This window comes from Psychrobacter sp. H8-1 (assembly GCF_904846575.1).
Taxonomy (GTDB): domain Bacteria; phylum Pseudomonadota; class Gammaproteobacteria; order Pseudomonadales; family Moraxellaceae; genus Psychrobacter; species Psychrobacter fulvigenes.
Genome location: NZ_CAJHBG010000001.1, coordinates 2,649,189 through 2,674,028 on the forward strand (window position 1 = coordinate 2,649,189; position 24,840 = coordinate 2,674,028).

The following is a 24,840-nucleotide window of genomic DNA, read 5'->3' on the forward strand; positions in this document are numbered from 1 at the left end:
AAAGCTTATGTCTAACCGTGCTGAATAATATCTATAAACGTCTGCCAAATTGGGCTTTGGTGACGCGACTTGTGCCAAACTAACCACCACGTTCGCGTTAAATCTATTCCAGCCACTTTGACCTGCACAAGCGTGCCCGCCTCTAACCCCGCTTGAATCACATGCTGCGATAGACAGCCCAATCCAATATCTGCGCTTACCATGTTTTTTAGAGCTTCTGATTGCTGGATAGCTATGATTGTCTCAGCATCAGGTAGGTGCTGTAGCAGTTGCTCATCAATAATCTGCCGTGTACCCGATCCCGCCTCACGTACGAGTAGTGGCAGCTTTGCCAACTGCTCAACCGTAAGCTGATAGCAGTCACCATCATGGTTATATGCTGCTACCTCAGTTAGCCATTTGCTATCGCGCTTGGCAAACACCATCAAGGTATCGGTACGCCATGCTCGTTGTTCAATGACTTTCATATCTGTTGGCCGTGGCATGCCTTCTACTAAGGCAATGTCGATATTTAACTGTTCAACCTCACTGACCACCTCTTGGGTATTGGCAATATACATATCGACATTTGCATCAGGCAGTGCTTCATACAGCTTGGCAAGCAGTGGTGGCAAAACATAATTGCCTATAGTAGTACTCGCGCCGATATGAATCTGCCCTGCTTGGTACTTATAATAATATTCAAGCGTCAACGATTGCCCCAAGATAGCTTGTGCCTGTACATAAACAGGATGAGCATTAGGGTGTTGGTTCAGTCTGCGCCCTACCCGTTCAAATAATGGCATTTGCAATCTTGCCTCTAGCTCAGTGAGCGCACTACTGACTGCGGACTGTGAGAGATGCAATTCTTCACTGGCGCGACTGGTGCTGCCTGTTTGATAAATACTGACAAAAACTGCCAATTGCTTTAGTGTAATCTTCGGTAGCACCTGTATCGCTTTTTTCATTATTTATAATCACACCTTATTTATAATCACATCTTACGTTGACCGAATAAACATTGGCTTACTAACCTAAAAAATCGATAGTTTGTATCTTATTAATCTGTTTTTATTATAAATTGAGTTGACTTATACTGTCTACTCATAAGCTTATGCTTATTTTGATTATTCTAATAGGATGCGTCTGTCATGCACGCTTTTGCCCAATCAATCAACCATTATGTTCCGAGCAATCGCCACTTAGCAGGGCTAGTCGTGGTACTGATTGGTAGTTTATTTTGCTTATCGCTAAATACCAGCTTGGATACTTGGTCTGATGGTCGCATCAAAGGACTATCCTCTTTAACCTTAGCCATCTTACTCGGTATGCTGCTCGGCAATACAATTTATGCTAATTTCGCTGAGCGCTTAGATGCTGGCGTTGTGTTTGCTAAAGGTCAAGTTTTGCGTTTGGCCATTATGTTTTATGGTTTTAAGCTGACGATGACACAAGTAGCAAGCGTTGGCATGCCAGCGATTATGACGGATGCACTGGTGCTAACCTCGACTTTTTTATTAACCTATTGGCTGGGTACAAAGTGGCTCAAGGTCGATAAGCAAACGACGCTTTTGATTGGTTCAGGTGCCAGTATTTGCGGGGCAGCAGCCGTTATCGCGGCAGAGCCAGTGGTCAAAGCAGAAGCCCATAAAGTTACTATCGCTGTGGCAACGGTAGTGGTCTTTGGCACTATTGCGATGCTGCTCTATCCCTTCTTATATCATCTGGGCTGGCTGCAGCCATGGCTTAATGCCCAACAATACGGTGTCTATACAGGCTCGACCGTACATGAAGTGGCACAAGTCGTGGTCGCAGGCAATGCCATCAGCCCTGAGGTCGGCAATACCGCTGTCGTCACTAAGATGATTCGAGTGATGATGCTGGCGCCATTTTTATTGATACTATCCTTTGCGCTAACCACCGTTAACAATAATAATAGCAGTGGCAAAAAACCATCGTTTATAGCACGCGTCAAACAAGTCAAAGTCCCTTGGTTTGCCTTTATTTTTATTCTTATCGTCGTACTGCACACATGGGTGCCAATGTCTGCTAGCTTTGAGCAGAATATGATCATATTGGATGATGTTTTGTTGACCATGGCCATGTTTGCACTAGGCTTGACCACTCATCTCAGCGCTATTAAGCAAGCTGGGGTCAAACCTCTTATCTTAGCCGCGATGATGTTTGTTTGGCTTATTGTAGGTGGCGGGCTGATTAATATTGGGATCAGTTTTATCTAATAAACACTTCACACTCACTACTCGATTTATAATTTGATTTAAAAATAAGTTCGAGCTTTTAATATCAAGTTTTCAATAATAAACCGTAGACGAAAAAAAACGAACCCGAAGGTTCGTTTTTTAAACATCTATTTATCTATGTTTCATCTATAAAAGATGAAATTAGATAGCAACGATGTTATGTGCTTGTGGGCCTTTTTGGCCTTGAGTTACAGTGAACTCAACTTCTTGGCCTTCAGCCAAAGTTTTGAAACCTGAACCAGTGATTTCGCTGTAATGAGCAAAAACGTCTGCGCCATTTTCTGGAGCGATGAAACCAAAGCCTTTAGCTTCATTGAACCACTTAACTGTACCTTTTTGAACGTCTGACATAGTCATAACCCTGATATTTAATTTATTTTTGGCCTAATTGGCCGATAACGCTTGCAAATAGCTACTGAACGATAAATATTAAAACGAAGGATTATAACTAATACTACGAGGTAATGATTTGGTGCAGAACTGCTCTTAAGCTTGAGTGCATTATAGGGGGCTAATTGCATTAGCGCAAGTCTTAAATGCTACTTTGTGTAACTAAACAACATTAATCGTCTTTTTAAGCATCTTTTATGGCTATTTAGTGTTCTTAAGTTAATATTTATTCATACAGATCGGGTTAGGCATTGGGCAAGCGAAACAGTATTATCACCACCACACTACAAGCTGCCGCTATCACCCACGCCACCCAAATCATATCAGCAGGCAATTGATAGAACATCATCGTGGTCGATATAGCCATCATGATGGTTGCCAGCCATTTGGCATAACGCGGCACCGCACGGCGCTCCTCCCAGTCACGGACATACTTACCGAAGAACCTATGGTTAATCAGCCAAAAATGAAACCGCCGTGAGCTACGCGCCCAGCACCCTGCTGCCAGTAGTATAAAAGGTGCCGTCGGCATCACTGGCAGCAGCACGCCAATAATACCAAGTACAAAGAATATCCAGCCAAGCGTCACAAACGTCCAGCGCACTGTTGCGTTACTGGACTGATTGGTCTTTGGTCTATAATAAAAAGACTTTTTGTTTTCGGTCATAGGATGTAGTGGTCGGTAGAGTTTGAATGGCTATAGCTATATAGTGGTGGTTATCAGCTTTATATAGCTATTAAGCATGCAATATCCTTTATAGCCGTGCAAGACTATTTTTGCGATGTTTTGCTATTGATGAGTATGTTTGATTAGTGATTGAGTAATCGTAACGGAGCATAATTACACTCAATTGCTGCTTATTTTTATAAACCAGTGGCAGCTGTCCTAGGTTGTGTCACCTATTAGATCTTGAGAGTAAAAATATAAATGCTTTAATTGATGACGCGTCCACGTTATAGATAGTTAAACTATTTAGGACAGCCGTATTATTGATAAATTGTTAGTAATCCCCATAAAGCTAGCAACTTCTCAATATTAGAAAAGACTTATGACTCAAGCCAATCAAACACCAAACACCCAAACCGTTACTGTCGATAGCGATGTGCGTCAGCGCTTTTTTATTCAAGACTCACCTGTCCGTGGTGATGTGGTACGCCTATCACGTGGCTATGCGACCATCATCGCCCAAAAGCCTTACCCTGAAGCGATTAAACGCTTACTTGGTGAGATGTTGACGGCTGCCAGTTTACTGATCGGTACTGTTAAAATTGATGGTCACCTGTCCATTCAGTTGCAATCCTCAGACAGTAATAGCTTACTGAATTGGGCAGTGGCTGAATGCGACCAAGACGGTATCATTCGTGCGCTTGCCAGCTGGAAAGCGGATACTGATGAGCAAGTACAAGCTTGGGAGAATATGACCAGTGCTGATGAGGCCTTTGCTGAGCTTGGTGAAACCGGTCAGGGTGTGTTATTTATCAACATTCAACCTGCTGGCGGTGAATCCTATCAGGGCATTGTAGAACGCAGCCATGATAATTTGGCCGACTGTTTAGCGCATTATCAAAAGCAATCGGCGCAGATTCCAACGCTGATTAACTTGGCTTCTGATGGTCTACAAGCGGGTGGTATCTTGGTACAGATGCTGCCTCGTACCGCTGAGGAAACTTATGAGGTAGAGCAAAACCAAGATGCTGGTATCGATGACGATTTATGGACGCGTTTGAGCGTTTTGACGCGCACTGTCAAAGCTGAAGAGTTAACCACACTTGATAGCAACGAAATTTTGTATCGCTTATACAATGAAGAAAACGTCGTTGCGCCTGAGCCTGTTGCGTTATCCTTTGGCTGTACCTGCTCACGCGAGAAATGCGAGATGGCAATTGAGCAAATCGGTGAAACGGAAGCCTTGGACATCATCGAAGAGCAAGGCGGTACATTCGAGATGGATTGCGGGTTTTGCGGTGAGGTCTATAAATTTAATAAAGACGATGTTGCAACGATATTTGCCGACTAGTCTGAATTTCGTATGAGCAAAAAGCCCTCAAGCCTGATGTTTGAGGGCTTTTTTTATGCAGTGCACTCTATAGTCGATGCACTCTAAAAAAAGTATAGCGCTATTGGAATGAGTTTTACGCAGCCTCTGGGGACGCAGCACGCAAGTAAAACTTATCCCAGTAGCGCTTCTAAATCTATATAACAGTTTTACTTTCAGCTAACTATAACGGGTAAGATAAAAACAGAGGATTAATTATTCAATCATCATTCAAATGATTGGGCTATATTGAACATGCACAAATAGCTACGGCTAAACAACGCTAACCAAGCCTACTATACTCAAATCGCCACATCAAAATCATCAGGGTAAGAATGTATGCGCATACCAAGTGCATCATCTTCTCCATTAAAGCTACTTTTGCCATTATCTAACAGCCATGCAACGACCTGCTTATGCACTCTTTTACTATAAATTAAGCTCATATGACCCAGCCCATAAAAAACAGCTTTGCGCCCTTCTGGTACCATCAACATATGCTCACCTTTATGATCGCCTAGAGCAGAATCTATGGTCACCAAACCATCACCCAATAAACTGGTCGCCTTAGAGTCGTAATGACCTTCCATCAAGGTAGCGGCGACGAGATAAGTATTGACATGTCGAGGCAGGCGCGCTGGATGGCGAAAATCTTGTGGCAAGACACTTCGGCCTTCTAAAGACATCCAGTCAGCATCCCGAATACTGCCATGACGCAGATCAATGATACCAGCACTACGCAGGTCACCGAGCTTTGCCAGCGCATTAGCAAAAGGCAGCCTTGCAATGACGTCTTGCACAAAAAAGCCGATACGCTCAAGGATGGCACCATGATGTGGTGAGCCGAGAGTGACAAGATTGCCGACACGTTTTATCCAGTCTAGACCCTCTTGCTTGCCGTAAAACAGAGCACTGCGAGCGACCAATCCGCCCATACTGTGACCAACAAGATCTATCTGAGAAACATTGGGGTTGTTATCTGTCAACGCTTGCAGCACTTGGGAAAGATTACGCCCATTGCATGAGATACGTTGTCCCGTATTATAATCAAGGTAGAGCACCGTAGTCTCAGGCTGACTACGAAGAATCTCCTCACCCAAGCCTTCATTATTGAACGACTGCCAACTTAAATGGCTCAAGCAAAGACCATGGCACAAAACAGCAACGCGCCCTGAAATCTCACCATTATGTGGTTGTCCGTATCTATCGTAGAGCACCATTGGGAGGGCGATTGGGTTGTTTTTATTAACCAGATGATCGCCCATCACCCCATTTAGGACATTAACCAGCTGCTTCAATGACCCTGACACTGGGCGCACTGTTTTTTGGTTTATCATGGCTTTATACAGTCGGAACACTGACGCCAAGTTTTTGCCCACCAATAGCATGACATATCTTACCGTGCCATAGATACGACCAGTGATACCCGTTTGCCACTTGTTTAGATTAAAATCATTGAAACGCCCTATGGGACGTAAAATAATCTCACGGTGGATAGCCTCTACAATATCAGTGACTTCAACCGCACCCAGCGTCGCCAACTGAGCCAAGCCCTCAAAAAAATCCCCCAAAGAAACTTGTTCACTTATAGCAGTAGTAGGACAATCATCCGCCGTTGATAGGGCTGACTCATCCACATAGATATATTCAAGCTCAGCCAGCTGCTCATACACTTCCCCCTGAAAACGCTTGCTAGCATCCGAGTCAGGATGAATAACAGATTCACGCTGATTACTGGCGAAGAGGTCATGAATGATGTCGAACGACTTTGGACTAAGCATAATTTTGGCATATTTAACATAAAAGGTAGCATTACATATTATCCTGTAAATGCACGAAACGAAAGGGGAATGATTTGACTGACAGATACGTCTGCTATGAAGCGTACTGATAAGTTAGTATGATTGAATGTATTTTCAGCGCTGAATCAAAACCCCAGACACAGCTGGGGTTTTAGATATAAGTTACTCTATAAAGTATGAATCAGCTTGCTGCTTAAGTCACTGATGTCGTATTAGTTGTCGGTAAAAATGACTCTGCCAATATCACATCGCCATCTTCTTTGGTAATCATGACCGTGGCTGAGCGCGGGGTACTACCGCCCGCAACTGCGCCCCACGTATTGCCAGGATGCTGAATATTGATAAACAGAGTCTTGAAGTCTGGGGTCATCGTAATGCCCGTCACTTCGCAGCCTTCAGGACCGACAAAAAAGCGTTTGATATTATCATTACTGGCTGCTCTCCCCACTCGGGTTGGCTGCCCTGCTGACGTCGTTGTGAGTATACCGTCATTCACACTTCCCGGTAGCGCCGCCAGTAACATACAGCTGCTGGTATCCGTATAGGCACCGTCATCCGTCTGAATCCATAACACACCACGTGGGTCAAAGTACAAACCGTCTGGTGAGGAGAAGTCATTATTCTGATTCAGCTCTGATAAGTTTTCTGCTGACAAGTCACTGGGTGCTGCAAATAGATAGATGTCCCACTCAAAGCTCAGTGCGGCATGGTCGCCGTCTGTTTCTGCCCAACGAATGATGTGCCCATTGTCATTGCCGCGCGCTTTCCCACGAGCGTCATAGCTGCGCGGGTTAGACGCTGACACTGGCTGATCTTCTCGTTCGCCGCGATACTTATTATTGGTCAAAGTTACATAAACCTCACCCGTCATGGGACTGACAGACACCCATTCTGGACGATCCATCTTAGTCGCTCCTACCGCATCAGCAGCAGCACGAGCAAAGACTAAGATGTCATCTTGTCCCTTAAAAGGCATCGCGCTATTAGCAACATCCAGTCCATTTTGACCATGAGTCAAGGCTTGCCACTGACCACTACCATCTTCATTAAAAATCGCCACGTATAGCGTGCCTTCATTCAGGTATTTATCACCTGCCTTTAAGCCACCACCGATATCTTTATTTGACCACTTGGCTTTGGAGACAAACTTATAAATATACTCTCCACGAGCGTCATCTCCCATATAGAAGACAACAGGCTTACCTTGCTCCACAGGTGCATAAGCGCAGTTTTCGTGAGCAAAGCGACCCAGTGCAGTACGCTTTTGTGGTAAAGAGTTTTGGTCAAAGGGATCAATCTCGGTAATATAGCCAAAGGTATTGAATGCATTACGGTAATCATCAGTTGCATTGACTCCAGTAGCAGTCATGTCCCAGCGTGAGAACTCATCCGCTATCTTGGCATCCTTACCATCAGGCGTATGCCAGAGATAGTCCCAACCAGGGAAATTCTCAGTCGCCCCATAACGAACACGGCCATAGTCATGCCCTTCGCTAAGTTGACTGGCGTCTTTACCGCGTGCAAAAACGCCCAAAAAGTTCTCTTCTGTAGTCAGATAAGTCCCCCAAGGTGACAGACCAGCGCCGCAGTTGTTGTTGATACCGCGAGTCTGAAAGCCAGTTGGATCAAACTTGGTCTTCACTAACTCAGAGCCTGCTACAGGGCCAGCCAGTTGTGCAACTGTACTACTGGTGATGCGGCGATTATATTTTGAATTGAGCACCATCTCATAGCCCGTTCCATCTTCGCGTCGGGTCATCTCAACGACGGCAACCCCATGACAGTTGACCTCACGGCGCACATCACTGGCGAGGCGACGATTCTGGAATATAGGCGCAGCTTTATCATCCTCGATCACATGGTAACCAAAAGGGCTCAGCTCGCTACTATTAACATACTCATGATTCATGACCAACAGACCACTATCTGACGCTTTTGCATCATAGGCGCCGTTCTTTTTTCCAAAAAACCACATGCCATCATGGTTATCACCCATGCGCCATTCAAACGATTCAGCAGACTGCTCACGGTTGTCTTTCCACTCCTCAATCCCAGAGATTAGCGGTGTTCCTAGTGGCAATACTATCTCAGCCTTATAACCTGCTGCCACACTCATCGTTGCAGCGGTTGAGTGGGCGACTGCGGTAAACTCTAACGTCTCAGGACGGGTTAAGTCACCCTGCGCAGGGATAGCGGCGCTATTGTCATTATTCGCGGTCGCATTGCTGTCATCATCGTCACTACATGCTACTAGAGGAACAGCACCAAAAAAAGCAGCAGCGGTCAATCCCGTACCGCCCTTTAGGATACTACGGCGGTTCAAGCGACGGTTGATGATGGTTTGAAAGCTGGTATTGTTAGTAGGGTTGGAGTCTTCAACAACTTCATGGGCAAGATTTTGCTTGTTCTTTAATAATGTCATTATTGGTCACCGTGCTGTTAGGCTAAGTTGGCATGAATGGAATCATCACATCTTTGTAGTGACGACTACAAAAGTACGAATTACGCTTGAGTCTACTCAGCCCTCATGACACTAGGATGAAAGTTAGATGACAATATGATGACAAGGTGTGTTCAAGTAGAAAGAATTTACTGCACAAAAAAACCCCAAGCATCACACTTGAGGTTAGATTTGGCTTTCTGTTTTTGAGGGATGCTACTTGGTAAAAAACCTACTCTACGCTCGCCTGCCACTCATGCGTACCAAGCGTTAGCCGCAACTTATCACCTGCCTGCAATACCCCAACCCCGCTTGGCGTGCCGGTCATTATTACATCGCCCGCTTGCAGACTAAAGGCATGGCTAATTTCACTGAGCAGTTCATAAACGGGAAACAGCATCAAAGCGCTGTCGCCATCTTGCTTGAGCTCATCATTGATATAGAGCTGATAGTTTACTTGAGTAAAATCAGCAAACGCCTCTGCACTTACCCACTCACCCAAGACGCAAGAGCCATCAAAACACTTCGCTCGCTCCCACGGATGGCCTTTTTCCTTCAGCTCGCTTTGCATATCGCGCAACGTCAAATCCAGTCCTAACGTAACCGATGTAATCAAATCCGTGGTGCTCATCACTTCCTCTAGCGAGGCAGATTTTAAGTCACGTCCCAAACGAATACACAGCTCAGCTTCATAATGTACTGGGTAGCTTTTATCTCGAGGCACATCCTTGATAATGCTAGGAATTGCGTCTGTTAAAGAGATGATGCTAGAAGCAGGCTTGATAAACAATAATGGGCGCGTCGGTACAGCATTACCAAGCTCAGCAGCATGAGCGGCATAGTTACGACCGACACAGACAACTTTGCCGATGGCAGTCTGCAAGCTCTTGTTGGCTTTAGCCTCGGTGTCAACTTCATTAGTATTCGCTGCAAGGGTGTCAATTAAAGACATATGTGGCGATTGGCTCATAATAGATTCTCACTATAAATTTATGGATATTATTTTAATATGACAAAAGTCAGACGAAAACTCATTGAACTGAAGAAGTATTAACCATAACCTAGAACTATATCACCTTTAGCATCATGGTTATTAGGGCGTGTATTTCTCGTTAGTTAAAACAATAAATATAATCGGTTCACTTTAAAAAACACAGGCTAACAAAAGACCTTGCACACAACCTTTGGTAAAGCTTACAGCCCTTTGGAACGACGTACAGCCAGCGAATGATTTTTTCTCAATTACACATTGTTATACCTTTCTTATTTAGGATTGTCTGTATGTGATATCTAATCTTCCAAAATGAAAATTAAGGAGATCATAATGAGTCATTTTAAAAAATTAAGACAGCAAATGATAGATGAGCAACTCAAGGCTCGTGGCTTGCATGATCAAACGGTACTTAATGCGTTGGGTAAGGTACCGCGCGAAGCATTTACGCCTGCAGACCTCATCGGATCTGCTTATAGAGACTCCCCCTTACCTATTGAGGAAAATCAGACCATTTCACAGCCTTATATTGTGGCATTGATGACTGCGGCACTTGAGTTAAAACCAGATCACCGCGTACTCGAAGTTGGTACAGGCTCTGGCTATGCCGCAGCAGTGCTCGGAGAGATCTGTGAGAATGTCTATACGATTGAGCGCCATAAAACTTTGGCAGATACTGCCCGGGCAAGGCTAAAAGAGACGGGATATACCAATGTTCAGGTCAAGCATGGCGATGGTACCCTTGGCTGGGTAGAGCAGGCACCTTTTGATGCCATCATAGTGGCAGCAGGTGGGCCTGAAGTACCGCAAACACTTAAAGAACAGTTAGCCATTGGCGGACGGATGGTCATTCCCGTTGGTCAATCTTTAAATTTACAGAAACTGGTACGTGTTCGTCGTATCAGTAAAGATGAATATAAAACAGAAGATTTGGGAGACGTTCGATTTGTACCTTTGGTTGGTGCAGCAGGTTGGCAGGAGGAAAGTAATGAAAGATCATAGAACTTTGCCTGAGTTAGTTGGCCAATCAAGTGAGCATTTTGCAAATATTGATGACGTCAATCTAGATAATCTCATGGAGCGTATTGGAGACAGCCGTGTCGTATTGCTTGGAGAATCATCACATGGAACGGCTGAATTTTATGAAATGCGGGCGCGTATCACCAAAGAGCTGATAGAAAAGAAAGGTTTCACTATTATCACTGCTGAAGCGGACTGGCCAGATGCCGCGCATATCCATCATTATATTAATGGCAGAGAAGATGATGCTTTGCTGCAAAATAAGCCTTTTTCGAGATTTCCTACTTGGATGTGGGCAAATCAATCCATGCTTGAGTTTACCCATTGGCTTCATGCCTATAATACTAAAATTGAGAACGCTAAAACTGAGTCTCCAGCACAAAAAGTAGGTTTTTATGGTCTGGATTTATACAGCTTATACAGCTCTATTGAAGCAGTATTGGACTATTTACAGCAAGTAGACCATAAGGCGGCAGATACTGCCCGCGATCGTTATGGCTGTCTGATGCCTTGGGCAGACGACCCTGCTCTGTATGGTCATACTGTTGCAACCAAGCAGCACGAGGGCTGTGAGACAGAAGTACTAAAAAATCTACAGGATTTAGTCAATAAGCGCTTAGAATATTCTGTAGCCAGTGGAGAGCAGTTTTTTGACGCCGAACAAAATGCCAAGCTGATAGTCAATGCCGAACGTTATTACCGTACTCTTTATTGTGCTGAAAACAACTCATGGAATCAGCGCGATCAACACATGTTTGAAGCATTGCAGGCGGTGCTTGAGTTTAGAGGTTCCAAATCAAAGGCGGTCGTTTGGGCGCACAATTCCCACATTGGTGATGCTCGGGCAACTCAAATGGGCGCACGTGGCGAATTAAATATAGGTCAATTAGCACGTCAAGAATATGGCGATAAAGCCTATAATATAGGTTTTGGCACCGATCATGGTACCGTTGCCGCTGCGTCTAGATGGGGAGGGCCAATGGAAATAAAACCAGTACAGCCCTCACATATCGACAGTTATGAACGTATTTTTCATGAGGTATCTACTGATAACTTTCTTTTACCATTACGTTATCCACTAAATGAAGACATCCGTAAAGAATTACTACCAGAGCGTTTAGAACGAGCGATAGGCGTCATTTATAGACCTGAAACTGAGCTACAGAGTCATTATTTTTATGCCTCTTTGCCCTCCCAGTTTGATGAGTATATCTGGTTTAATAAAACGCGTGCGGTTGAAGCTTTGCCAAAACAGAGGAAGGACAACACATTCGACACCTTCCCCTTCGGTTTATAAATATTGGTTTATAAATATTGGTTTATAAATTCAACCTGCTTGGCTATCTAAATTTGCTTTGATCAACGTAGCGATATTTCGCTGGTTTCTCTTTTTTCTCCACCCCTTCATCGGGGGTGAATAATAGCTTTTTTTGACCATTAACGGTAACCGCAGCAACACCCTCTATGTTTCTTAAATCATCCAGCTCAGGCAAATCCATAAGGACAGGATCGTCTTTAGCATCACCACTCCATGTCCATATTTTTGAGCGGTTCTTGCCTTTTTTGTTTTCGACTTCGTTGGCGATAACGTATTTGTTCAAATCACTATTAAAATGCAAAGAGCGAATACCACCATCATCCATATCTAAAAAGATAGGTTTGGCAAACTCAGGAGCAGCGCCCTTATCGAACACCTGATCTGGATTGGTAATGGCTATAATAACACTCTTATTATCTGACATTGGCGCACGCAAGCCCAGCAGCAGACTGTTAGTTTTACGCTGATAAGTTAAGCCTTCGATATCAAGGTCATCAAAATCAGGCTTGTCACCTGAATGCGCTTTTATCGCATCAGCAATCAGTTCTGACTGCTCTAAATCATCACGCAGACTCGTGACTTCACTGATATCAATGGCATTGTTGCCCTGCACTCGAAACCTTAGCAAGCGCTCACGATCTTCGTCGCGCTTGTTCTTTTTTACGTTTGAGTGTGAGGTAGTAGCGTACACATAACCTCTATGATCAGTGGCTGCTGCTTCTAGGTCAGAAAGCTTATTATCAAAGCTCTTAGTAAGCTGCTCATTAGCATCATTATCTTCAACCAAAGCCCCATTTGGCGCAATGGTCAAAAGCCTCATGGCTCTATGCACCTCATCCTCAACAATCAGCACTCTATCATCTGCCAACTGAATCACGCCTGAGGGCTCATAAATCTCACTAAAAACTCCCAGGCCATCATCGCTCAAGCTCAGCGCTGCTTGAGACGAGACATTGGGATAAACATACAAAACTGCACCAAACATTATGGCCGCCAACGCTGAAGCCGACATCCTTCGGCGAAAATGTAAAAAAGAATCCTTTGGTAACTGCTGCATCATGACCTCTTATCGTAAAACTGATTAGGGCGTGTCACGTTATTTTGTGAACTCCTCATAATCTAATATGACGTATCTGGCATGAACCCCTTTTTTGGCATCGCCTTCATCGGCCATAAATACCAGCTTTGACTCGCCATCAACCGTAATCGTACTAATCGCCTCTATGTTCTTTAAGTCCAATAATTGAGGTAAGTCCATAGGTATGGTTTCGTCTTGCACGTTGCCACTCCACGTCCATATTTGTGAAAACTTATCCCCTTCCTCATCCTCGAGCTCATTGGCAATAATAAATCTATCTAACGCCTTATCAAAATGTAAGGAGCGAATGCCGCCGCCTTCTATATCAAGAAAAATAGGCTCACCAAATGCTGGAGCGGCATCATTATCGAACATCTCAGCAGGATTGGTAATAGGAACAATCATAGTCAGATTGGCCACGACTGGGTCACGCAAACCAAGTAATAACTCCTGAGTTTTGTCATAATAAACCAAACCTTCAATATCAAGTTTGTCAAAATTGGCGTCCTCACCTGTGCGTGCTCTAATTGCTGCAGCGATTAATTGTGACTCTGTCAAAGCATCACGCAATGTGGTGACGGTAGCGATATTGCCCGCTTTACTACCTTTTACATTAAACCTTAGGAGCTGCTCACGTGCTGGCTGGCGTATGCCGTTCTTATCCGATGAATGCGAGGTAGTTGCATAAATGAAGCCTTGTGCGTCGGCTGCCAGCCCTTCCAAATCATTGAGCTCACGCCCAAAGCTTCGAGTCAGTCTGAGGTTGGAAATTGCATTCTCTACCAAGCCACCATCGGGCGCAACGGTCAGAATATTCATGGCACGCTTAGCTTCATCCTCAACCACCAACATATTGCCATCAGGAAGCTGCTGAGCACCTGAGGGCTCATACAACCCACTAAATGCCCCCATGCCCGACTCTGTCAAGCGTGCTGGAGGTTTTTCTAATACATTAGGATATAGGAACAACAAGGAATGTAGAATAAGCGATGCCAAAACTGAGATCAGTAAACCCCAACGAAAAGCAGCATAGGAGACATTGAGTAGCTTAAATTTTCGGGCGCTCATCTGACCAAGCCAATACAGCTGATAGCTCATCGCTCGATAGGTCTCATCACGATCTTGTATTAAGAGCTGCATCTGTTCCCAATAGTCTTCTCGTGAGAGCATCATGCGATCGGTATTGATGAGCAGATTAAGATCGTCACCATCATCCCCAGACTGATTGGCACGATCGAGATACGTGCGCAAATCACCAAAGCCCGCTTCACGTTTGAGAAGAGCACCAAACCAGCTTGAAAAGCCATTGAAAAAATGCGCTTTTTCGGGAGATGCTGAGAGAATGGCGAAGAGAATTGAGGCCAATGCGGTGAACATAAATATCCCTGCAGGGATAATAAATGTCGGTGAGGAGGCAAAGATAAATGCCCCAGAAATCATCAGTGCCGAAATGATTACCCCATTTAGGGAAATCATGATATTGGCTTTGGTGGCTGCTAGCGCAATCAAGTCAAGCTCAGCCCGTAAGGCGTTGCGAAACATAGTTTCTACCGCTTTAGATGTGCCGAGAAGCGGTTGTTTGTCAGCCTGAGCCTCGGCTTTTTCTCTATCTTTCCTCTCTTTTTCCTTCCTCTTGGTTCTTTCTAACTCTTTGCTCAAGCTATTACTAAGCTTCTTACTCAAATCTTTGATAGAGTCTTTACTCAGGTCTTTACTTGTTTCTTTATTTAAATCCTTGCTTGGCTCATTACTTAAGTCTTTGCTCAAAGTTTGCCCTACTTAATGTTTGGATACAGGAACCTTTAACACATAGCCTCTCGCAAAAAACAGCGACTTGAAACAAATATGGCGACTGTCGATAAAGGTCATATGTCTAAATAATAAATCATTCATTTAAACATATATATACCTTACTGCACCTTTGTTGCCAAGCTGTCAGTATTTTGCAACCACATTAAAATAAGTTAAGAACATTGAAACCTAAGGAATAGTGCGCGTCGCTACATCTGGCGGCACATAACCGAGATGGCGATTCATTCTTTTTTCAAACCGACCAAAGGCAAATAAAATAATCCAAGATAATAATAAGTAAACAATACCAGCAGCGAAAAACAACTCCATCAAAGTATAAGTACGCGCGCTGATCGTACGGGCAACCCCTGTAATATCCATCAGAGCAATGGTTGACGCTAGAGCGCTACCTTTGAGCATAAAGATAACTTCATTACTGTAAGCAGGGATCACAATACCAAACGCTCGCGGCAAGGTAATGCGCGTCAGCTTCTGCCACTTAGACATACCAACAGCATCGGCAGCCTCAAGCTCACCAACCGGAATAGTCTGAATAGCGCCGCGAATAATCTCAGCGAGATATGCACTGGTATTCATGGTGAAGGCAATAATGGCACACCAGTAGGCTTGGCTCAGCACTGGCTCCCATAAGAAGGAGTTGCGCACTGCCTCAAACTGCCCGAGGCCATAATAAATCAAGAATATCTGTACCAGCAGCGGCGTGCCACGAAAAAAGAAAATATAAAGAAAAGGTAATATTTGTACTACCCAGCTTTTTGACAAGCGTAGTAAAGCTAAAATCAAACCAAAGAATAAACCGATAATGCCCGAAATAACCACCAGCTGCACGGTCAATACCGCCCCGCCTAGTAGATCTAGGATATGATCGAAAATAACCTGCCAATTCCAATCCATAAGACTCTCTCCTCTACCCTATGGTCGATTGACGGGGCGCTGTTTGACGGCTCAGTTTTTTGGCATAGCGTGCGGCTGGATTTGCACGCCACTCAAGCCACATCATAAACCCTGTGATCAGCATAGTTAGACCCAAATAAATAATCGCAGCCGCCATATAAAAAGTGAAAGGCTGCTGTGTCGACTGAGCCGCGCGTGATGACTGATACATAATGTCTTTGAGACCCACAACAGATACCAAAGCCGTGTCTTTTAATAGGACTAAAAATAAGTTACCAAGACCTGGTAGTGCAATCTGCCATACTTGCGGTAAAGTAATACGATAAAATATCTGAAAGGGACGCATACCAATCGCTTGCGCAGCTTCGCTTTGACCTACCGGAATCTCTTGGATAGACATGCGCAAAATCTCAGTCGCATAGGCACCAAAAGCGATAGACAGCGCCATCACCCCGCCCCAAAACGCACTGATCTCAACATATTCGTTATAACCGAATTTTTTGAGGACGCTCATGAGCAGCATGGAGCCGCCATAGTAAATGAATAGCACCAATAATAGCTCGGGAATACCGCGCATCGTTGCCGTATAGACAGTCGCAATTTTGCGCAGTATCCAGACATTTGACAGCTTGGCGGTGGCACCCAGAAGCCCCAAAAACATGCCTATGATCAAACTGGTCATGGCAAGCTTTATGGTGACAGTTGCGCCGCTAAGTAATAGCGCGCCGAACCCTTGTAAATCAAACACGGTTGTCCACTCAGTCTCTTTATATTAGCAAGTTAGCAAAATATGAGTTAAAAGAATCAGCACCAATGGCTGAGCGCTGCTGATAATCGTATGGTAGACCATCTAGAGATGGGTCTTTTGCGTCATAGATTGACGTGCAGTTCCTACGATTATGGCGACGATAATTGACTCGGTAGAAAAGAGTTGTGATTTTATCATAATCAGTAGACTCTATGTTAATGCTCGCACGTAAAAGCTGCATCCAAACCAGCACGCATCATACTAAATTCGCTAAAAATAAAACAGTGAATACAACACTGTTCAGTCAGCATTTATAAAGAAAAAAGGATATCACCAGTTTGGTAATATCCTTTTGCAAGACAACGATAGTATCCTCAGTTCAAAATAAAAAGGTATGACTCTTTCAACCTGCTACTGAGCAGTGCTGTCTGCCATAACTTCGGACTCGGCTGTCACTACCGTAGCAGACGTTGGCACCGCAAAGTATTTTTGATTGATTTTATCGTAAGTACCATTGGCTTTTAGATTGGCCAAGGACTGATTGATTTTTGCTTGCAGCTCATCACCAGGACGCACAGCAATGGCAAAGTGGTCATCGATATCGATCTCATCGCCTTTGACCGCATAGTCACCGCCAGACTCTGAGCTTAGCCACTCTATCGCTGGTAGCTTATCAGATATCATGGCATCCACTCGGCCTGACTCTAAGTCCAAAAATGCATTGCTTAGCGTATCATATAGCTTCATATTGACTTCTGGATACTCGCCCTCCAACCACTGCGAGGAGAGTGTAGAGCGCTGCGCTGCTATAGAGTGAGCATTAATATCGCTGCTTTTACTAGGGTCAAAGCTGCTGTCTTTTTTTGCTAAAAACACCAAAGAGTTGCTAAAGTAAGGCTCGGTAAAAACAACTTGTTGCGCGCGCTCTGGCGTAATCGACATCGCCGCTACGATGGCATCGTACTTACCCGCTTTTAGCCCTGGAATGATACCATCCCAATCTTGGGCAACAATCTCACAAGTGACCTGCATATCGTCACAGATGGCATTGGCCATATCGACGTCAAACCCACCAAGTGTTCCATCAGCATTGGTATAGTTAAAAGGCGCATAAGCCCCTTCCGTACCAATACGCAACACCTCGCCCGCAGGCGCAGCTGCGTTCGCTGCCGTATTATCTGCGTTGGTCTCACTACCAGCATCTGAACCACTACCACAGCCCACTAAAGCAGCGGCTGTTATTGCTGCAAAAAGCGATAGCGATAGACGGCGCACAGAGCGAATGTTGGACTTAGTATTGGCTATAAACTGGGCAGAACTGCTGTTTGAAATATTCATTCTTGGCGTGTTACCGATAGTCATCCTTGATTTCCTGTTTTTGTTACTAGATAAACTGCTTACTCTATAAAAAGTTAAGGCCTGCTATGTCATCAACCTAAAACTCTGTTAGATAACATGCAGACCTTAAGCGACTTGTCTTTAAGAGACTTACCCTTAAATACGTAAGCCTTTAAATACGTAGGTTGTTATATACGTAGATTAGTTGGTCGTTGTTTCTGCTTCTTGTGCAGCAGCAGTGGTGCTGGTACCAAAGTAGCTGCCAGTGATCTGATCATAGGTACCATCAGCTTTAATCTCAGCCAAAGCAGTGTTGAACTTAGCCACTAAAGGATCACCTTTACGAAACGCAATGCCCATCGCATCTTCCTCAGTGCTAATCTCATCGCCTTTCACTTCATAGTTTTGACCAGCTTCAGTTTTTAACCAATCAATACCAGTCACTTTATCTGACATCATCGCGCGTACGCGGCCTGAAGTAAGATCTAGATAGGCGTTATCTTGGGTATCATAAAGCTTGATATCAGCATCTGGATACTCATCTTGTAAGTACTGTGATGACACTGTCGAGCGTTGTGAAGCAACTGGCTGCCCTGCTAGATCTGCCACACTGATATCATCGCCTTTTTTACCGATCAAGATAATACCAGTATGAAAGTACGGATCAGTGAATTCTACGACTTCTTTACGCTCAGGGGTGATTGACATACCAGCGATAACGGCATCAAATTTCTGTGCGTTTAGACCTGGGATAAGACCATCCCAGTCCTGAGAGATAAGCTCACACTCTGCTTTCATCTGCGCACATAAAGCGTCGACTAGCTCAATCTCATAGCCAATCAGCTTGCCATCAGCATCCGTATAGCTAAAGGGCTTATAGCTTGACTCAGTCGCTATTTTTACGCTCATTGGAGCATCGGCAGTGGTATCAGTGGCCGCACTTTCTTCTGGGGCTGAGCCATTGCTACAACCAGCCAACATAAGCATCGCCGCACTTAGTGGTGCAAGCCACATTGTTTTTGTTTTCATTGATGATATCATCATTGCTATTCCTTCATGTCTAAATCAGATCACGTTTCTAAATCAGGGTTTGTTGACGGTTACTGGCTAAAGTTTGCCTGCTCAAGACGGGCCAACTCACCATTGATACGGATTTCGCTCAATGCTTTGTTTAACTCATCTTTTAGAGGGTCATCTTTACGAACAGCGATAGCAATATTATCATCGTTATCAATCTCATCACCAACGATGCCAAAACCTTCAGGATTATCTGCTAGCCAAGAGTTGGCAGAGACTTTTTCGGCCAGCACTGCATCACTGCGGCCTGATTTTAGATCTAAGTAAGCGTTGTCATAGTTATCATACAGCTGCACAGTGTTGCCGTCTTTGCCTTCATAGTTATCTTGCAGATAAGCCCCTGGCGTGGTTGAGCGCTGTCCACCAAGCGTTAGGTTTGCTATCGCTTTTGGGTCAAAGCTGCCATCAGTGTCCGTTAGCCAAACCATGGTGTTGGCAAAATACGGCTCAGTAAAATCAACTTTTTCTTGGCGTTCAGGAGTAATCGACATGCCAGCGACGACTGCGTCATACTTTTGTGCTAAAAGCCCTGGAATGATACCGTCCCAGTCTTGAGCGACAATTTCACACTTGGCTTGCATCTGCTCGCAGAGCGCATTGGCCACATCGATATCGAAGCCCGCTAAGCTACCATCAGCATTGGTATAGTTAAAAGGAGGGTATGCGCCTTCAGTGGCGATACGAATGGTCTTGCCAGCGACATCTGTCGTGGCAGCGTCAGCGTTGGCATCAGTGGTTTCATTAGCAGGCTGGCTACAGGCACTAAGTGCTAGCGCTGCAGTAATGGTCATCGATGACCACAGTAGACGAGAGTTCGACATCATACGTTCCTTAGTTTTTGCTTGGTTTTAGATAAGTATCTTCATGACTCTCAGCGCTACCATCCATGCTAGTACTGAGAGTCACAGGTATTAATAAGCGATAATTCAATCGATAATACCTGACTAAAATACCAAAAACAAACGTTTTACGTATTGACTGTCATTATTGTGTAATGAAAAATAAGTAAGAGTTTATGATTAGATAATTTCAAAACTAACGCGCTTTAGTTAGCACACTGTTAGTTTTGACGATGGGAAGCCATAAAGTCTTTTACGCGCTCTGACGTTGGATTGTCAAAGACTTGCTCAGGTGCGCCCATCTCTTCAATGATACCTTGATGCAAAAACACCACTTGGCTTGATACTTCACGCGCAAAGCGCATCTCATGGGTGACAATCAACATTGTACGCCCCTCTTCTGCTAGTTCACGCATGACTGCCAGCACTTCATTGACCAGCTCAGGATCTAGTGCTGAAGTTGGCTCATCAAATAGCAATACCCGTGGCTGCATTGCCAATGCACGGGCAATCGCAACCCGCTGGCGTTGACCGCCTGACAAGTTTGCTGGGTAAGCATCCTTTTTATCCAGCAAGCCTACTTTGTCCAGTAGCTTTTCAGCATCGCTGATGGCTTGATCTTTTTTTATCTTTAAGACCTGTGTTGGCCCTTCGATAATGTTGTGTAAGATTGTCTTGTGCGGCCATAAGTTAAAACCTTGGAAGACAAAACCCACTCGTGCACGTAGGCTTTCTAGCTGCTTGATGTTCGCCGCCTGCATCTCACCTGATTTGGTCGGCTTTAATATCAGCTCTTCATTACCAATGATAATTCGACCTTGGGTGGGCTTTTCTAGCAAGTTGATGCAGCGCAGCAAGGTAGACTTACCAGAGCCAGACGAGCCCAAAATAGAGATCACATCACCATCATAGGCAGTGAGTGACACTCCTTTGAGCACAGCCAATGAGCCAAAGCTTTTATGAATATCTTGTAGCTCTAGAGCGATCGGGCGATTCGAGTTTTCGGCAGTCTCAAGCATGGGTTAGCAAACTTCCAATAAATATGAATAAAAAGGCAGAATAATTTTTCGCCCAGAGATGTAGGGCATGATGCGCGCCATTGTCGCTCAAAATACAGTAAAAAGGCAAATTTTATGGCTAATTTTACACCTATTCCCCAAAACCTGCTGCAATATAAAAAAACTCAGAACGTAAAAACGTATCTGAGCCATTTTGTACTCACATATACTAAACTTAAGTTAATAGGTAGACACATGCTCTTCTGACTCACTGCCATCAAGAACTTCTGAGTCATCTGCTGTGGCGACTGCAACATCATCGTTATCACCTACGACCATGCTCTCATCAGCGCTTGCTACAGCGACATCATCCGTGTTTTCAGCTATTGCTTCTTGCTCCACGGTGGTTTGAGCATCAATGGTTGTCTCATCCTCCGTAGCTACTGGCTCTTTATCGGCACAAGCCCCGATTGTTAAAGCAGCAGCGGCTAAAGACGCAAATAGCCAAGTTTTACGTGTTGACAAGTTAATTGGTTTTTTCATAATGGTCATCTCGACTCTCCATCGCTGGTATTAAACAAGCTAGTATTGAACAAGTTGGTATATAACTAATTATGGTTTCAGTGTTCAATATACTCATAATTGCTCTCGACTACTTTAGTAGTTACAGCACAGTTATGTGCAGAATGCGTAACGACTACACAATTGAGTGCCTATGGTAAAATCATGACAAAACACAAGGGACGTAAGGGCTCAATAAGCCTGTGTAAGCAGATTCTGTTCACAAATTCGTCTTTACTATCGTCCCAATCTCCTCTATGTTAAATAGCATAATCCCGTAAGGTTGATAAAAAGCCCCGAAGATTGATAGAAAGTGATGTTTTTTGGCCACTTTTGGTTTTGGCCTACTTTCTTTGTTTTATTCGCTTTTTTTCATTCGCTGTTATATAGCTTACTACTTAATGTAGCTCATGCATTGTCAGCAATACTGGCTGTCAACAAATCAATAGCGAATAACAACCCTCCATATAATCAACAATTCCCATCCACAGACATAAGGAAAATGTTCTATGAGTCAATCGAATACCGCAGATGTTACCGCTTATATGCAACAAGTTGGTCAGCAAGCACGTGCTGCCTCTCGTGCACTTGCCGCTGCCAATACTGGTAGCAAAAACTCAGCCTTGATGGCTATTCACGATGAATTAAAAAGTGCTAAAAAAGATATTTTGGCTGCCAATAAAATTGACATGGATAAGGGTCACAAAAACGACCTTGATGCTGCGCTACTGGATCGCTTAGAGCTAAATGACGATCGGTTTGAGGGTATGCTCCAAGGCCTAAAAGACGTCTCTACCTTGCCTGATCCTATTGGCGAAGTGACAGATATGACCTATCGCCCCTCAGGTATCCATTTGGGTAAGATGCGTGTCCCTCTAGGTGTAGTCGGTATGATTTATGAGTCACGTCCCAACGTCACTTTGGAGGCAGCCTCTCTTGCGCTAAAATCAGGTAACGCCATTATCCTACGCGGCGGCTCTGAAGCCTTTGAGTCCAACCAAGCCATTGCAAAATGTATCCATCAAGGTCTAAAAAACGCTGGTCTCTCAGAGCACAGCGTGCAAGTGCTACAAACCACAGATCGCGCTGCTGTCGGTGAGCTGATCACCATGACAGAATATGTGGACGTGATCGTACCCCGTGGCGGCAAAGGCCTGATTGAACGTATCAGCAACGATGCAAAAGTGCCGGTCATCAAACATTTGGACGGTAACTGCCACACCTTTATTGATCGCGATGCCGAGCCAAGTATCGCCATCGAAGTCAGTGTCAATGCCAAGACCCATCGCTACGGTACGTGTAATACCATGGAGACGCTATTGGTCGATGAAGCCGTTGCAGATGAGCTATTACCGAAGATTGCCGAAGCCATTGTTGCAGCCGATGATGCCATGCAGCTACGTCTCGATGATAAGTCGCAAACTATCTTGAATGGTAATGCCAAGCTTGACGGTCATCTATCTGCCGCCACGTCTGAGGACTGGGATACCGAATATCTTGCGCCTATCTTAGCCATCAAGGTAGTGAGCGGCATTGATGAAGCGATTGAGCATATCAACACTCATGGCAGTCAGCATACCGATGTGATTATCACTGATAACTATAGCAAGTCGCAGCGCTTTATCCGTGAAGTAGACTCGGCAAGCGTGATGATTAACGCCTCTAGCCGTTTTGCTGATGGCTTTGAATATGGTCTGGGCGCAGAGATCGGTATCTCAACCGACAAAATCCATGCGCGCGGTCCTGTTGGACTGGAAGGTCTCACCTCGCAAAAATGGATCGTCTATGGGCATGGCGAGACTCGCGCTTAATTTGCCATTTATAGTACAATTTAAAGTATAATCCACAAAAAAACGTCAGCGTAATTGCTGGCGTTTTTTATTAGTAAAAATAAGTACGTTGCACATGCTGCTAAAAGATACAAAACCTACAGGAAAACGCGCTCATGCAAAGTGGTAAAGTCAAATATTATAATTCAGATAAAGGTTATGGCTTTATCGACGCTAATAATCAGCGTGAGGATGTGTTTTTTCATATCAGCACATGGAAGCTCTCGCAGCAGCCGATGGAGGGTCAGCAGGTTTATTTCAATAGTGAACGTAATGATAAAAATCAATTGCGAGCTACTGAAGTGACCGATTCTTCATTAAGTATCTTAGAAAACTCATCTTCCTCTAAGCATACGTCAACAGATTCGGACCGAAATGACGACAATAGCTCAAACCATCGCAGCAGTCCTAAGCGCCCTAATAAAAACAATTCTAATAAAAACAGCAACTCTAATCGAAAGAGTCATGGGCAGAATACAAAGGGCTGGAAGTCTATCGCAATCAGTATTTTAACGATTATAGCGATCGTCTTCTTTGGCTATACAGAATTAAAGCCGACCTTATTTAATAATGAGGTTCAGTCTAGCTCTATGCCGTCGCCTTCTTATGTTGAGACGGATACAAGCTCTATCACTGGTGACCCACAGATAGACCAAACAGTTGCTTTGATTCAGCAAGGCGGGCCCTTCCCCTATCCTCATAAAGACGGCACGACGTTTTATAATCGCGAAGGCAGACTACCCACGCAGTCTCAAGGCTACTACCGAGAATACACCGTACCCACGCCTGGAGTTTCTCATCGAGGGGCGCGGCGTATTGTCACGGGTGGCAATCCCCCTACCGTCTATTATTTGACCATCGACCATTACGATAGCTTTACCAAACTGGATGTGAACTGATATGAGCCAAGCCATTTACTATATTAACCAAAACGGCGTTAACCAAAACAGTATTAACCAAAACGGTACAACACTAAGTGATAGCATTCCTGAGCAGGCTGTTAAGATTCCGATTAATGGTGTGCTTGATAAAGCCACTCTGTTAACCAGCTTAGCCAAAGCGTGTCATTTTCCCAGCTACTTTGCTCATAATTGGGACAGTGCTTGGGACTGCTTGACCGATAGCGATGTCAGCCATTTGCAGCTTTGTTTGGTTGGCGTAGAAAAGATAAACACCGAAGACTTGAATGTTTTTAGAAGCATAATTGAGGATGCTTATAAGGATTTTGGCAAACCGCAGTTATGGATTGTGGTACCGAGTGAAGATAAATAATAGGTGGTGTTCTAAAAAGTATGCTGGCATCAGACGTAGCCATAATTGATATAAAAGAACACCAGATCGAATACTTTAAAGTGATTATCAAGCTTTTTTGAGAAGCAACAAGTCTTTCTAACCGCCCGACGCAATCGGTGTCTAAGACGACGAGCCC

22 protein-coding genes and 1 pseudogene are annotated in these 24,840 nt (G+C 44.4%); 7 read left to right on the forward strand and 16 right to left on the reverse strand.

The window, feature by feature from the left end; genetic code table 11:
* Positions 1 to 11: 11 nt before the first annotated feature.
* Entirely contained in the window at positions 12 to 947 is a 936-nt protein-coding gene (locus tag JMY01_RS10920; RefSeq protein WP_201575720.1) for a LysR substrate-binding domain-containing protein, read from the reverse strand.
* A gap of 183 nt (positions 948 to 1,130) precedes the next feature.
* Here JMY01_RS10920 and JMY01_RS10925 point away from each other — a divergent pair, with 183 nt between their 5' ends.
* Positions 1,131 to 2,219, forward strand: a complete 1,089-nt coding sequence (locus JMY01_RS10925) for a YeiH family protein (protein ID WP_201575722.1) — start codon at positions 1,131 to 1,133, stop codon at positions 2,217 to 2,219.
* Positions 2,220 to 2,381: 162 nt separating this feature from the next.
* On the opposite strand, the gene JMY01_RS10930 is transcribed toward JMY01_RS10925, so the two are convergent.
* Complete coding sequence (locus JMY01_RS10930) at positions 2,382 to 2,591, reverse strand: cold-shock protein (protein WP_068403593.1); 210 nt, start codon at positions 2,589 to 2,591, stop codon at positions 2,382 to 2,384.
* Positions 2,592 to 2,874: 283 nt separating this feature from the next.
* Positions 2,875 to 3,297, reverse strand: coding sequence for a YbaN family protein (locus tag JMY01_RS10935; RefSeq protein ID WP_201575724.1), 423 nt, complete (start codon positions 3,295 to 3,297; stop codon positions 2,875 to 2,877).
* A 382-nt stretch (positions 3,298 to 3,679) separates the two neighbouring features.
* Here JMY01_RS10935 and JMY01_RS10940 point away from each other — a divergent pair, with 382 nt between their 5' ends.
* Positions 3,680 to 4,648 carry an Hsp33 family molecular chaperone HslO gene (locus tag JMY01_RS10940; RefSeq protein WP_201575725.1) on the forward strand — a complete coding sequence of 323 codons (969 nt, stop codon included), beginning with the start codon at positions 3,680 to 3,682 and terminating at the stop codon, positions 4,646 to 4,648.
* 320 nt (positions 4,649 to 4,968) lie between these two features.
* Here the strand turns inward: JMY01_RS10940 and JMY01_RS10945 are convergent, their stop codons facing one another.
* The 3 genes from JMY01_RS10945 to JMY01_RS10955 all read right to left on the reverse strand — a co-directional run bounded on the left by JMY01_RS10945 (position 4,969) and on the right by JMY01_RS10955 (position 9,791).
* Positions 4,969 to 6,447 carry an alpha/beta fold hydrolase gene (locus JMY01_RS10945; protein WP_201575726.1) on the reverse strand — a complete coding sequence of 493 codons (1,479 nt, stop codon included), beginning with the start codon at positions 6,445 to 6,447 and terminating at the stop codon, positions 4,969 to 4,971.
* A 214-nt stretch (positions 6,448 to 6,661) separates the two neighbouring features.
* Positions 6,662 to 8,890, reverse strand: coding sequence for a PhoX family phosphatase (locus tag JMY01_RS10950; RefSeq protein ID WP_201575727.1), 2,229 nt, complete (start codon positions 8,888 to 8,890; stop codon positions 6,662 to 6,664).
* 250 nt (positions 8,891 to 9,140) lie between these two features.
* A complete protein-coding gene (locus tag JMY01_RS10955) occupies positions 9,141 to 9,791 on the reverse strand; it encodes a fumarylacetoacetate hydrolase family protein (RefSeq protein ID WP_374220375.1) in 651 nt (216 codons plus the stop codon).
* A 441-nt stretch (positions 9,792 to 10,232) separates the two neighbouring features.
* On the opposite strand from JMY01_RS10955, the gene JMY01_RS14335 reads away from it, so the two are divergent.
* A complete protein-coding gene (locus JMY01_RS14335; RefSeq protein ID WP_201575729.1) occupies positions 10,233 to 10,901 on the forward strand; it encodes a protein-L-isoaspartate(D-aspartate) O-methyltransferase in 669 nt (222 codons plus the stop codon).
* A complete protein-coding gene (locus JMY01_RS10965; RefSeq protein ID WP_201575730.1) occupies positions 10,888 to 12,216 on the forward strand; it encodes an erythromycin esterase family protein in 1,329 nt (442 codons plus the stop codon). The genes JMY01_RS14335 and JMY01_RS10965 overlap by 14 nt, the downstream gene beginning before the upstream one ends.
* A gap of 43 nt (positions 12,217 to 12,259) precedes the next feature.
* On the opposite strand, the gene JMY01_RS10970 is transcribed toward JMY01_RS10965, so the two are convergent.
* The 9 genes from JMY01_RS10970 to JMY01_RS11010 form a co-directional block, all read right to left on the reverse strand.
* Positions 12,260 to 13,297, reverse strand: coding sequence for a hypothetical protein (locus JMY01_RS10970; protein WP_201575732.1), 1,038 nt, complete (start codon positions 13,295 to 13,297; stop codon positions 12,260 to 12,262).
* 36 nt (positions 13,298 to 13,333) lie between these two features.
* Positions 13,334 to 15,082, reverse strand: a complete 1,749-nt coding sequence (locus JMY01_RS10975) for a DUF3616 domain-containing protein (RefSeq protein WP_201575734.1) — start codon at positions 15,080 to 15,082, stop codon at positions 13,334 to 13,336.
* A gap of 213 nt (positions 15,083 to 15,295) precedes the next feature.
* Positions 15,296 to 16,021 carry an ABC transporter permease gene (locus JMY01_RS10980; RefSeq protein ID WP_201575736.1) on the reverse strand — a complete coding sequence of 242 codons (726 nt, stop codon included), beginning with the start codon at positions 16,019 to 16,021 and terminating at the stop codon, positions 15,296 to 15,298.
* 13 nt (positions 16,022 to 16,034) lie between these two features.
* Entirely contained in the window at positions 16,035 to 16,769 is a 735-nt protein-coding gene (locus tag JMY01_RS10985) for an ABC transporter permease (RefSeq protein ID WP_201575738.1), read from the reverse strand.
* A 411-nt stretch (positions 16,770 to 17,180) separates the two neighbouring features.
* Positions 17,181 to 18,131 carry an ABC transporter substrate-binding protein gene (locus JMY01_RS10990; RefSeq protein WP_227677873.1) on the reverse strand — a complete coding sequence of 317 codons (951 nt, stop codon included), beginning with the start codon at positions 18,129 to 18,131 and terminating at the stop codon, positions 17,181 to 17,183.
* A gap of 177 nt (positions 18,132 to 18,308) precedes the next feature.
* On the reverse strand, positions 18,309 to 19,148 hold the full coding sequence (locus JMY01_RS10995) for a transporter substrate-binding domain-containing protein (RefSeq protein ID WP_201577550.1): 840 nt from the start codon (positions 19,146 to 19,148) through the stop codon (positions 18,309 to 18,311).
* A 59-nt stretch (positions 19,149 to 19,207) separates the two neighbouring features.
* Positions 19,208 to 20,005 (reverse strand): transporter substrate-binding domain-containing protein, encoded by a 798-nt coding sequence (locus JMY01_RS11000; RefSeq protein WP_374220350.1) that lies wholly within the window; start codon positions 20,003 to 20,005, stop codon positions 19,208 to 19,210.
* 239 nt (positions 20,006 to 20,244) lie between these two features.
* Complete coding sequence (locus tag JMY01_RS11005) at positions 20,245 to 21,042, reverse strand: ABC transporter ATP-binding protein (protein WP_201575749.1); 798 nt, start codon at positions 21,040 to 21,042, stop codon at positions 20,245 to 20,247.
* Positions 21,043 to 21,261: 219 nt separating this feature from the next.
* Complete coding sequence (locus JMY01_RS11010; protein ID WP_201575751.1) at positions 21,262 to 21,573, reverse strand: hypothetical protein; 312 nt, start codon at positions 21,571 to 21,573, stop codon at positions 21,262 to 21,264.
* A gap of 518 nt (positions 21,574 to 22,091) precedes the next feature.
* Here JMY01_RS11010 and JMY01_RS11015 point away from each other — a divergent pair.
* From JMY01_RS11015 to JMY01_RS11025, 3 genes are all read left to right on the forward strand, one after another.
* Positions 22,092 to 23,393 (forward strand): glutamate-5-semialdehyde dehydrogenase, encoded by a 1,302-nt coding sequence (locus tag JMY01_RS11015; protein ID WP_201575753.1) that lies wholly within the window; start codon positions 22,092 to 22,094, stop codon positions 23,391 to 23,393.
* Between the two features lie 134 nt (positions 23,394 to 23,527).
* Positions 23,528 to 24,310: a ribonuclease domain-containing protein gene (locus tag JMY01_RS14340; RefSeq protein WP_201575755.1), complete on the forward strand. Its 783-nt coding sequence runs from the start codon at positions 23,528 to 23,530 to the stop codon at positions 24,308 to 24,310.
* 1 nt (position 24,311) lies between these two features.
* Positions 24,312 to 24,683 carry a barstar family protein gene (locus tag JMY01_RS11025; RefSeq protein ID WP_201575757.1) on the forward strand — a complete coding sequence of 124 codons (372 nt, stop codon included), beginning with the start codon at positions 24,312 to 24,314 and terminating at the stop codon, positions 24,681 to 24,683.
* A 29-nt stretch (positions 24,684 to 24,712) separates the two neighbouring features.
* On the opposite strand, the pseudogene JMY01_RS11030 reads toward JMY01_RS11025, so the two are convergent.
* Positions 24,713 to 24,829: pseudogene (locus JMY01_RS11030) on the reverse strand (IS1 family transposase); the annotation flags it as partial.
* Between the last annotated feature and the right edge of the window lie 11 nt (positions 24,830 to 24,840).

What these genes read in the sequence shown, in the direction of transcription:
- JMY01_RS10920 (WP_201575720.1), bottom strand. Translation starts at nt 947, where the DNA reads ATGAAAAAAGCGATACAGGTGCTACCGAAGATTACACTAAAGCAATTG.
- JMY01_RS10925 (WP_201575722.1), top strand. Translation starts at nt 1,131, where the DNA reads ATGCACGCTTTTGCCCAATCAATCAACCATTATGTTCCGAGCAATCGC.
- JMY01_RS10930 (WP_068403593.1), bottom strand. Translation starts at nt 2,591, where the DNA reads ATGTCAGACGTTCAAAAAGGTACAGTTAAGTGGTTCAATGAAGCTAAA.
- JMY01_RS10935 (WP_201575724.1), bottom strand. Translation starts at nt 3,297, where the DNA reads ATGACCGAAAACAAAAAGTCTTTTTATTATAGACCAAAGACCAATCAG.
- JMY01_RS10940 (WP_201575725.1), top strand. Translation starts at nt 3,680, where the DNA reads ATGACTCAAGCCAATCAAACACCAAACACCCAAACCGTTACTGTCGAT.
- JMY01_RS10945 (WP_201575726.1), bottom strand. Translation starts at nt 6,447, where the DNA reads ATGCTTAGTCCAAAGTCGTTCGACATCATTCATGACCTCTTCGCCAGT.
- JMY01_RS10950 (WP_201575727.1), bottom strand. Translation starts at nt 8,890, where the DNA reads ATGACATTATTAAAGAACAAGCAAAATCTTGCCCATGAAGTTGTTGAA.
- JMY01_RS14335 (WP_201575729.1), top strand. Translation starts at nt 10,233, where the DNA reads ATGAGTCATTTTAAAAAATTAAGACAGCAAATGATAGATGAGCAACTC.
- JMY01_RS10965 (WP_201575730.1), top strand. Translation starts at nt 10,888, where the DNA reads ATGAAAGATCATAGAACTTTGCCTGAGTTAGTTGGCCAATCAAGTGAG.
- JMY01_RS10970 (WP_201575732.1), bottom strand. Translation starts at nt 13,297, where the DNA reads ATGATGCAGCAGTTACCAAAGGATTCTTTTTTACATTTTCGCCGAAGG.
- JMY01_RS10980 (WP_201575736.1), bottom strand. Translation starts at nt 16,021, where the DNA reads ATGGATTGGAATTGGCAGGTTATTTTCGATCATATCCTAGATCTACTA.
- JMY01_RS10990 (WP_227677873.1), bottom strand. Translation starts at nt 18,131, where the DNA reads ATGACTATCGGTAACACGCCAAGAATGAATATTTCAAACAGCAGTTCT.
- JMY01_RS10995 (WP_201577550.1), bottom strand. Translation starts at nt 19,148, where the DNA reads ATGATATCATCAATGAAAACAAAAACAATGTGGCTTGCACCACTAAGT.
- JMY01_RS11000 (WP_374220350.1), bottom strand. Translation starts at nt 20,005, where the DNA reads ATGTCGAACTCTCGTCTACTGTGGTCATCGATGACCATTACTGCAGCG.
- JMY01_RS11005 (WP_201575749.1), bottom strand. Translation starts at nt 21,042, where the DNA reads ATGCTTGAGACTGCCGAAAACTCGAATCGCCCGATCGCTCTAGAGCTA.
- JMY01_RS11010 (WP_201575751.1), bottom strand. Translation starts at nt 21,573, where the DNA reads ATGACCATTATGAAAAAACCAATTAACTTGTCAACACGTAAAACTTGG.
- JMY01_RS11015 (WP_201575753.1), top strand. Translation starts at nt 22,092, where the DNA reads ATGAGTCAATCGAATACCGCAGATGTTACCGCTTATATGCAACAAGTT.
- JMY01_RS14340 (WP_201575755.1), top strand. Translation starts at nt 23,528, where the DNA reads ATGCAAAGTGGTAAAGTCAAATATTATAATTCAGATAAAGGTTATGGC.
- JMY01_RS11025 (WP_201575757.1), top strand. Translation starts at nt 24,312, where the DNA reads ATGAGCCAAGCCATTTACTATATTAACCAAAACGGCGTTAACCAAAAC.